Source organism: Streptomyces sp. YS-3 (assembly GCF_045257485.1).
Classification (GTDB): domain Bacteria; phylum Actinomycetota; class Actinomycetes; order Streptomycetales; family Streptomycetaceae; genus Streptomyces.
Genome location: NZ_JBJHPC010000279.1, coordinates 1 through 9,267, shown reverse-complemented (window position 1 = coordinate 9,267; position 9,267 = coordinate 1). Strand labels below are relative to the sequence as shown.

Here is a 9,267-nt window from a genome sequence, read left to right as displayed (position 1 = left end):
CCCGTGTCCGGCTCGCCCTGCGCGGCGGCCGCGCCGCTCGGGCCGCCGCTCGGGCCGCCGCGCAGGGCGGGCCGACACGCCGCCACGGCCGTGTGGGCGGCTCTCTCGTACCGATGGGGGGTGGCGGGTGGGCCGCGTCAACACGATGCCCTTACGCTTCTCTGTTGTGTCCAAACTGACCGACGTGCCCAAACGGATCCTGATCGGCCGGGCGCTGCGCAGCGACAAGCTGGGAGAAACGCTCCTCCCCAAGCGCATCGCGCTCCCCGTCTTCGCGTCCGACCCCCTCTCGTCCGTTGCGTACGCACCCGGAGAAGTCCTCCTGGTGCTGTCCGTGGCGGGTGTGTCGGCGTACCACTTCAGCCCCTGGATCGCCGTCGCGGTCGTGGTGCTGATGTTCACCGTGGTCGCCTCCTACCGGCAGAACGTGCACGCGTACCCCAGCGGCGGCGGTGACTACGAGGTCGCCACCACCAACCTGGGGCCCAAGGCCGGACTCACCGTCGCCAGCGCGCTCCTCGTCGACTACGTCCTGACCGTCGCCGTCTCGATCGCCTCCGGCATCGAGAACCTCGGCTCGGCCGTCCCGTTCGTCGTCGAGCACAAGGTGCTGTGCGCGGTCGTCGTGATCGTCCTGCTGACCCTGATGAATCTGCGCGGGGTCAAGGAGTCCGGCAAGCTCTTCGCCATCCCCACGTACGTCTTCGTGGGCGGCGTCTTCGTCATGGTCGCCTGGGGCGCCTTCAGGGGCCTGGTCCTCGACCACACCATGAAGGCCCCGACGGCCGACTACACGATCCACGCCGAGCACCAGGGCCTGGCGGGCTTCGCGCTCGTCTTCCTGCTGCTGCGCGCCTTCTCCTCCGGCTGTGCCGCGCTCACCGGCGTCGAGGCGATCAGCAACGGTGTCCCGGCCTTCCGCAAGCCCAAGTCGAAGAACGCGGCGACCACGCTGGCCCTGATGGGCGCCCTCGCGGTCACCATGTTCTGCGGCATCATCGCGCTGGCCATGGTGACCAAGGTGCGGATGGCCGAGAACCCCGCCACCGACCTGCTCCACAACGGTGTCCCGGTCGGCTCCGGCTACGTCCAGAACCCGGTGATCTCCCAGGTCGCCGAGGCCGTCTTCGGCAAGGGCAACTTCCTCTTCGTCATCCTCGCCGCGGCCACCGCGCTCGTGCTGTTCCTGGCCGCGAACACCGCGTACAACGGCTTCCCGCTGCTCGGCTCGATCCTCGCCCAGGACCGCTACCTGCCGCGCCAGCTGCACACCCGCGGCGACCGCCTCGCGTTCTCCAACGGCATCGTGCTGCTGGCGGGCGCCGCGGTCCTGCTCGTGGTGATCTACGGCGCCGACTCGACCCGGCTGATCCAGCTCTACATCGTCGGCGTCTTCGTCTCCTTCACGCTGAGCCAGACCGGCATGGTGCGGCACTGGAACCGCCACCTCGCCACCGAGCAGGACCCGGCCAAGCGCCGCCACATGGTCCGCAGCCGGGCCATCAACACCTTCGGCGCCTTCTTCACCGGCCTGGTCCTGGTCGTGGTGCTCGCCACCAAGTTCACCCACGGCGCCTGGGTCGCGCTGCTCGGCATGGTGATCTTCTACGGGACGATGACCGCGATCCGCAAGCACTACGACAAGGTGGCCGAGGAGATCGCGGCGGCCGAGGAGCGCCCCGACGAGTACGTCCGCCCCTCGCGCGTCCACTCCGTGGTCCTGGTCTCCAAGCTCCACAAGCCGACCCTGCGCGCCCTCGCCTACGCCAAGCTGCTGCACACCAACCAGCTGGAGGCGATCAGCGTCAGCGTGGACGCGGCCGAGACCAAGGCGCTCAAGGACGAGTGGGACCGGCGCGGCATCGACGTCCCCCTGAAGATCATCGACTCGCCGTACCGCGAGATCACCCGCCCGGTCATCGAGTACGTCAAGGGCCTGCGGCGCGAGAGCCCGCGCGACGCGGTCAGCGTCTACATCCCCGAGTACGTGGTCGGCCACTGGTACGAGCACCTGCTGCACAACCAGAGCGCGCTGCGCCTGAAGGGCCGTCTGCTCTTCACGCCCGGCGTGATGGTGACGTCGGTCCCGTACCAGCTCCAGTCCTCCGAGGTGGCCAAGAAGCGGGCCCGCAGAAGGCAGGAGTGGAACGCGCCGGGTTCGGTGCGGCGGGGCCCGGTCTCCGCGCACCGGCCGAAGGAGCCGACCGGCAAGGGCTGAGGGGCCGGTCCTGTCCCCGCGGGGACGTAGACTGGGGGGCTGCCGTCCGTAGGGGACCCGTGAAGGGTCCCGCACGGGGACGGCGGCCCCCTTCCGCGTTTCCCCCTTGGCACCCTGGAGTCCCGCCCTCATGCAGAACGAGCCTGAGTCCTCGTCCTCGTCTTCGTCCCCGTCCTCGGCTTCGCTGGTCGGGCAGGAGTACGAGGTCGAGGTCGGCCCCGTGGCGCACGGCGGGCACTGCATCGCCCGCACGGAGGAGGGCCGGGTGCTGTTCGTCAGGCACGCGCTGCCGGGCGAGAAGATCGTCGCGCTCGTCACCGAGGGCGACGAGGACTCCCGCTACCTGCGCGCCGACGCGGTGCGGATCCTCTCCGCGTCCAAGGACCGGGTCGAGGCGCCGTGCCCGTTCGCGGGCCCCGGCAAGTGCGGCGGCTGCGACTGGCAGCACGCCAAGCCGGGCGCGCAGCGCCGCCTCAAGGGCGAGGTCATCACCGAGCAGCTGCGCCGGCTCGCCGGGCTGACGCCCGAGGAGGCCGGCTGGGACGGCACGGTCATGCCCGCCGAGGGCGACAAGCTCCCCGCGGGCGAGGTCCCGGCCTGGCGCACCCGCGTCCAGTACGCGATCGACGAGGACGGCCGGGCCGGCCTGCGCAAGCACCGCTCGCACGACGTCCAGGTCATCGACCACTGCATGATCGCGGCGCCCGGCGTCAGCGAGCTGGGCATCGAGAAGCGCGAGTGGCTTCAGATGGAGTCCGTCGAGGCGATCGCGGCGACGGGCTCGCACGACCGCCAGGTGGTCCTGACCCCGCGCCAGGGAGGCCGCCTCCCCCTCGTCGAACTCGACAAGCCGGTCTCGGTCCTGCGGGTCGAGGAGAAGGACGGCGGCGTCCACCGCGTCCACGGCCGCGCCTTCGTCCGCGAGCGGGCGGACGAGCGCACCTACCGCGTCGGCATGGGCGGCTTCTGGCAGGTCCACCCGCAGGCGGCGGACACCCTGGTCAAGGCCGTGATGCAGGGCCTGATGCCGCGCAAGGGCGAGATGGCGCTCGACCTGTACTGCGGCGTCGGCCTCTTCGCGGGCGCGATCGCGGAGCGGGTCGGCGAGCAGGGCGCGGTGCTGGGCATCGAGTCCTCCAAGCGCGCGGTGGAGGACGCCCGCCACAACCTGGCGGACCTGCCGCGCGTCCGCGTGGAACAGGGCAAGGTCGAGCAGGTGCTGCCCCGCACGAAGATCACCGAAGCGGACCTGATCGTCCTCGACCCGCCGCGGGCCGGCGCGGGCAAGCAGACGGTCCGCTACCTGTCGGGCCTGGGCGCCCGCCGCATCGCCTATGTGGCGTGCGACCCGGCGGCGCTGGCTCGGGATCTGGCGTACTTCGCGGAGGGCGGGTACAGGGTGCGGACGCTTCGGGCGTTCGATCTCTTCCCGATGACGCATCATGTGGAGTGCGTGGCGATTTTGGAGCCGGTGCCGGTCGCGAAGGATGCCGAGGGCGCCAAGGGCGCCTGAGGCGTCTGAGTCTCTGTGGCTGTGAGTTCCGGGCGGGGCCTCGCTCAGGTGAGGCTCGCCCGGAACTGAGTGTGTGCCGACGAGCCGGGGTTCCGGGCCCGCGTCACTCAGTCCGGTCAGGGGCAGGTGTTGTTTCACCACTGCCGCTTGACGGCCTGAAGAGTGAGTGGTTGAGTACTCACATGAAGACGGAACGCCGCCAATTGTCCACAGCCGAAGAACGCCGAGGAACCGTTCTGAGTACGGCCATCGGGGCGTTCGCGGCCCGGGGGTACTTCGGGACCACCACCACCGAGGTCGCCAAGGCCGCCGGCATCTCGCAGGCCTACGTCTACCGCCTCTTCCCCAACAAGGAGGTGCTGTTCACCGCGGTCGTCGAGCACTGCTTCGTACGGGTTCGCGCCGCCCTCGAAGGGGGCGCGGCGAACGCGGAGAGCAGTGCCCCGGAAGCGGTCCTCGCCTCGATGGGTGACGCGTACGCCCGCTTGATCAGCGACAACGACCTCATGCTGGTCCAGCTGCACGCCCAGGCCGCCGCCGTCTCCGAGCCGGCGATCCGGGAGGCGGTCCGGGCGGGATACGCCCGTACCGTCGAGTACGTACGCAGTGCCTCGGGGGGCAGTGATGAACAGGTCCAGCAGTTCTTCGCCACCGGCATGCTCTGCCATCTGCTCGTCTCCCTCGACGCCGAGGCGATCTCCGCGCCCTGGACCCGCACCCTGACCGCCGGGATTGCGCACTACTGACCCACTGTCTGCCGCCGCCCGCCGGGTAGTGGTTCCGGTGTCGGCGCACCCGGGCCGTTTACGGCGCCGAGAGTGAGTGGTTGACCACACATCCACGCTTGAGGTCGTCCTCACTTCCTACAGCCTCACCGCGGCCTCCTACCGCCCGCCCCTACGCCCCCTCGCCAACTGACAAGGAGCTCAACACCCATGGACGACTCCCAGTCCCGCGTCTCCGCCGACACAACCAGCGGCACCCCCCTCGGCGCCACCCCCGTCACCGAAGCGGTGCTGCCCGGCATCGTCGAGCCGGACGGCATCCAGGTACGCACCCGGCCCGCCCGTCCGGCCGGGCCCGGGCAGGTCGTGCTGGCGATGGAGGCCGCCGGGGTCTCCTTCGCCGAGCAGCAGATGCGCCGCGGCAAGTACTACGACCAGCCGCCCTTCCCCTTCGTCCCCGGCTACGACCTCATCGGACGCGCCGTCGACCTGGGAAGGGGCGTCCCCGGCGAAGTGCTCGGGCGGCGCTTCGCGGTCCTGACCAAGACCGGGGCCTGGGCCAGCCACGTGACCGTCGACGCCGGCGATCTGACCGAGGTGCCCGACGCCGTCGACTCCGCCGACGCGGAGACGTTCGTGGTCAACGGCATCACCGCCTGGCAGATGCTCCACCGCCTGGCGAAGGTCCGCCCCGGACACACCGTCCTCGTACACGGCGCGAACGGCGGTGTCGGCTCAACGCTCGTCCAGCTCGCCCGTATCGCGGGCGCCCGGGTCGTCGGCACCACCTCCGCCAAGCACCACGACGCCGTCCGGGCCCTGGGCGCCGTCCCCGTCGACTACCGCGCCGCCGACATGGACGCCCAACTGCGCGCCCACGCCCCGCAGGGGTACGACGCCGTGTTCGACCACGTCGGTGGCGAGGGCATCGTCGCCTCCTACCGCCTGCTCGCCGCCAAGGGCACCCTCGTCTCGTACGGCAGCGCCTCGACCCGAGACGTCGAGGGTTCGTCGAAGGCGCCGGTCCTCAAGCTGTTCGCCCGCCTGGCACTCTGGAACGCGCTGCCCGGCGGCAAAGGCGCCCACTTCTACAACATCTGGGCCGGGCGGCGCAGGCTCGACACCTTCCGCGCCAAGCTGCACACCGATCTGGCCCAGGTCCTGGCCCTCCTCGCTGACGGCTCGCTGGTCCCCCAGGTCGCCGCGCGCGTACCGCTCACCGAGGTGGGGGAAGCGGTACGGCTGGCGGAATCCGGCACCGTGGTCGGCAAGGTCGTCCTGGTGCCGTAGTTACCCGAGGCCCGAGGGTGCGCCCTGCGGGGGTGGGCGTCGTCCCTCAATTGCCGTCCGTGAACAGGGGTTCCCCGGCATCCGTACCGCCGAAGAACCCCTCCACATCCCCGTCCCGGACATCCCCCAGCGCCCCCGGGCGCCACTTCGGCTCGCGGTCCTTGTCGATGACCTGGGCGCGGATGCCCTCGACCAGGTCCGGCGAGCTCAGGACCGCGCAGGAGACGCGATACTCCTGAGCCAGCACCGCCTCCAAGGTGGGCAGTGCGCGGGCCCGGCGCATCGCCGCCAGCGTGACCTTCAGGGACGTGGGGGACTTCGTCAGGAGGGTCTCGGCCGTCTGCTTCGCCTCCTGGGCGCCCGTGGCCAGCAGACGATCCACGATCTCCTCCACCGTGTCCGCCGCATAGCAGTGGTCGATCCAGTCGCGGTGCGCGGCCAGTTCGCCGGGCGGGGGCTGGTGGGTGTGGCGGGGGAGTACTTCTTGTACGGGCGTGCTTTCCAGCTTCGTCAGGAAGTCCTGGAGCCGGGGAGAGGGCAGGTAATGGTCCGCCAACCCGCACAGCAGCGCGTCCGCCGCCCCCACCTGCGCGCCCGTGAGCGCCAGATGGGTGCCCAGTTCGCCGGGAGCGCGGCTGAGCAGATACGTACCGCCTACGTCCGGGACGAAGCCGATGCCCGTCTCCGGCATCGCGACGCGGGAGCGCTCGGTGACCACGCGCACGTTGCCGTGGGCCGAGACCCCGACCCCGCCGCCCATCACGATGCCGTCCATCACCGCCACGTACGGCTTGGGCCAGCGGGCGATCCGGGCGTTGAGCCGGTACTCGTCCCGCCAGAAGTCAGCCGAGGCCGTGCCACCCGCGCGGGCGTCCTCGTAGATCGCGCGGATGTCGCCGCCCGCGCAGAGCCCCCGTTCACCGGCACCCGTGAGGACGACCGTCGCCACGTCCGGGTCGTGCTCCCAGACCGTGAGCGCCTCGTCGATCCGGCGGACCATGGCGTGCGTCAGCGCGTTGAGCGCCTTCGGCCGGTTCAGGGTGATGTGGGCGGCCCGGCCGTGGACGGCCAGCAGGACGTAGTCCGCCTCGGCGTCGGTGGTCGGGAGTGCGCTGGTCGTGCTGCGACCCATGCGTGGTGGTTCCTTCCGGGGCCTTGCCGAACCTTGCTGATCTTCCAGTCGATCTCCCCGAACATATAGTTGGGCGTCCCAGCGAGTCCATCGCGTGAGCGTGCGAGGGGGGGCGGCAGCGTCGTCCGTCGCTGGCCGAGCCGGGGCGCTTTGCGTTCCGGCCTACGCTGCGTTGTCAGGCAGTGGTCTCCGTTTCCCGTTCGTACGGCCAGGGCTCGGAGCCCCGCTTAGTACACATCCCGAACGTATCGCTTCCCCGCCGTCAGCCGCTTCAGATACGCCGCCGCCGACTCCTCGTCCAGCCCGCCGTGCGCCATCGCGATGTCCCGCAGCGCCCGGTCGACGTCCTTGGCCATACGGGAGGCGTCGCCGCACACATAGAAGTGCGCCCCGTCCTGGAGCCAGGACCACAGCAGCGGGCCGTGTTCGCGCATCCGGTCCTGCACGTACACCTTGGCGCGCTGGTCACGGGAGAACGCGGTGTCCAGACGCGTGAGCGTGCCCTCCGCGCTCAGCTTGGTCAGCTCGTCCTCGTAGTAGAAGTCGGTGGCACGGTGCTGCTCGCCGAAGAAGAGCCAGTTCGGGGCGGAGTGGCCCAAGGCACGGCGCTCGTAGAGGAATCCGAGGAACGGAGCGACCCCGGTGCCGGGGCCGACCATCACCATCGGCGTCCCCGGATCGGTGGGCGGCCGGAAGTGCCGGGTGCGCTGGACGTACACCGGCAGCGGCGCGTCCGGCGGCGCGTCCGCCAGCAGTGCCGAGCACACGCCCGCGCGCGCATGGCCCAGGCGGTTCTCGTACCGGACGACCGAGACCGTCAGGGACACCTCGTGCGGGTCGGTGAGCGGACTGGACGATATCGAGTACAGCCGGGGGCGCAGGCCGCGCAACACCCCCGCCCACTCGGACGCGCTCGCGCGCACCCCGTGCTCGGCCACCACATCCACCGCTTGGCGGCCCCAGGACCACTGCGCCAGCTGCCACTTGTTGTCGGCGCGCAGCAAGTCCTTCAGACGACGGTCGTGGGTCCGCTCGGCCACGAACTTGAGCAGGTCGGGTCCAATACGGGTGATGTCCAGGTGTTCGTGCAGCGCCGTACCGAACGGGACTTCGCCGACCCCGCCGATCTCGACGGGCGTGGTGGAGTCCAGACCGGTGACGGCCAGCCACTCGGCCACCAGGTCGGGTGAGTTGACCGGATGCACGCCGAGCGCGTCCCCGGCCGCGTAGGTGAGCGGGATGTCGCTCGCGCGGGTGTCGAAGGTGAACCGTCGCACCTCTTTGCTCGACCCGGGGAGGCTGAGCAGTGAGTTCCCCGTCAGCCGGGCCGTGATGGCGGCGGCGCGGGAGCTGGGGAGTGGGACGGTGGGGAGAGAGACGGAAGGGACGCCCTGGGGTCGGATCGTCCCGGAACTGGAGGGAATGGTTGTGGTGTTGAGGACCGAGGCTGTCGCTGTACCCGGTGAACGGGCGGCCAGCGCCGCGAGTTCCCGCCCCTCCGCGAATTCCCCGGACGTATTTCCGGGCGCGCCCGGGACGTGGGTGCCGGGGGCGCCCAGCGCCGTATCCAGCGGGCGACCGGCGACCGCGCCATCGGCCGGGTGACCAGCTGCCATGCCGGAAGCCGTGGCGGCAGCGGCCGACAGCTCCTCCAGCTTGGCCAGCACCCCGCCGAGCCACTCCTGCGCCCCGTCCTCGAAATCCGGTTCGCAGTCGGTGCGGGGCAGCAGCCTTACGGCGCCCAGCTCGGCCAGGCGCTGGTCCAGGCGTCGGCCGTGGCCGCAGAACTCGTCGTACGACGAGTCCCCGAAGGCCAGGACCGCGTAGCGGCGCCCCTCCAGACGCGGGGCTCCCTCGTCGGCCAGCGCGTCCCAGAACGCGGCGCCGTTGTCGGGCGCCTCGCCGTCCCCGGTGGTGCTGGTGATCAGCAGTATCTCGACATCGGTGGGCAGCGTGTCCGGGGTGGTGTCGTCCATGGCGACGAGCCGGATGCGGTGTCCGGCGGCGGCGAGCTGTTCGGCGCCGGCCGCCGCGAGTTGCTCGGCGTTGCCGGTCTGCGAAGCCCACAGCACAAGCACGTCCCGGCCCTCGGGGGCGGGAGGCTGCACGACGGGCGCAGGGGCGGGGCGCGGGGTCGTCCGCGAGTACATTCCGGCCAGCACGCCGTTCACCCACAGCGCGTGCTCGTCGCTGAACGGCGCCGTCGGCGGCAGTACGGGGATGCCGGGCGCGCCCGACTCCAGTCCGGCCAGGAACCCGGCGAGGTACTGGCGTTCGGGCTCGGTGAGGACCGGCGGGGGCGTGCCGAGCCCGAACAAGGCGGCTGGGGCAGCCACTTGGCCGGCCGACAGGTGTGCGTCGGGGGCCGTGCGCTGGGCGGGGACGGCAT

6 protein-coding genes are annotated in these 9,267 nt (G+C 71.2%); 4 read left to right on the top strand and 2 right to left on the bottom strand.

Going from position 1 to position 9,267, the window contains the following annotated elements; genetic code table 11:
* Positions 1–166 precede the first annotated feature (166 nt).
* The 4 genes from ACJA3G_RS21820 (at position 167) to ACJA3G_RS21805 (ending at position 5,746) form a co-directional block, all read left to right on the top strand.
* Positions 167–2,218 carry an APC family permease gene (locus tag ACJA3G_RS21820; protein WP_406554705.1) on the top strand — a complete coding sequence of 684 codons (2,052 nt, stop codon included), beginning with the start codon at positions 167–169 and terminating at the stop codon, positions 2,216–2,218.
* 130 nt (positions 2,219–2,348) lie between these two features.
* A complete protein-coding gene (locus ACJA3G_RS21815; protein WP_406554704.1) occupies positions 2,349–3,731 on the top strand; it encodes a class I SAM-dependent RNA methyltransferase in 1,383 nt (460 codons plus the stop codon).
* A 203-nt stretch (positions 3,732–3,934) separates the two neighbouring features.
* Positions 3,935–4,477 (top strand): TetR/AcrR family transcriptional regulator, encoded by a 543-nt coding sequence (locus ACJA3G_RS21810; protein WP_406554703.1) that lies wholly within the window; start codon positions 3,935–3,937, stop codon positions 4,475–4,477.
* A 189-nt stretch (positions 4,478–4,666) separates the two neighbouring features.
* Positions 4,667–5,746: a medium chain dehydrogenase/reductase family protein gene (locus ACJA3G_RS21805; RefSeq protein WP_406554702.1), complete on the top strand. Its 1,080-nt coding sequence runs from the start codon at positions 4,667–4,669 to the stop codon at positions 5,744–5,746.
* Positions 5,747–5,792: 46 nt separating this feature from the next.
* Here the strand turns inward: ACJA3G_RS21805 and ACJA3G_RS21800 are convergent, their stop codons facing one another.
* A complete protein-coding gene (locus ACJA3G_RS21800; RefSeq protein ID WP_406554701.1) occupies positions 5,793–6,878 on the bottom strand; it encodes an enoyl-CoA hydratase/isomerase family protein in 1,086 nt (361 codons plus the stop codon).
* A 227-nt stretch (positions 6,879–7,105) separates the two neighbouring features.
* On the bottom strand, positions 7,106–9,267 hold a 2,162-nt coding region (locus ACJA3G_RS21795), incomplete at its 5' end, for a sulfite reductase flavoprotein subunit alpha (protein WP_406554700.1).

Coding starts and splice junctions, on each gene's coding strand:
- ACJA3G_RS21815 (WP_406554704.1), top strand. CDS start 2,349: ATGCAGAACGAGCCTGAGTCCTCGTCCTCGTCTTCGTCCCCGTCCTCG.
- ACJA3G_RS21805 (WP_406554702.1), top strand. CDS start 4,667: ATGGACGACTCCCAGTCCCGCGTCTCCGCCGACACAACCAGCGGCACC.
- ACJA3G_RS21800 (WP_406554701.1), bottom strand. CDS start 6,878: ATGGGTCGCAGCACGACCAGCGCACTCCCGACCACCGACGCCGAGGCG.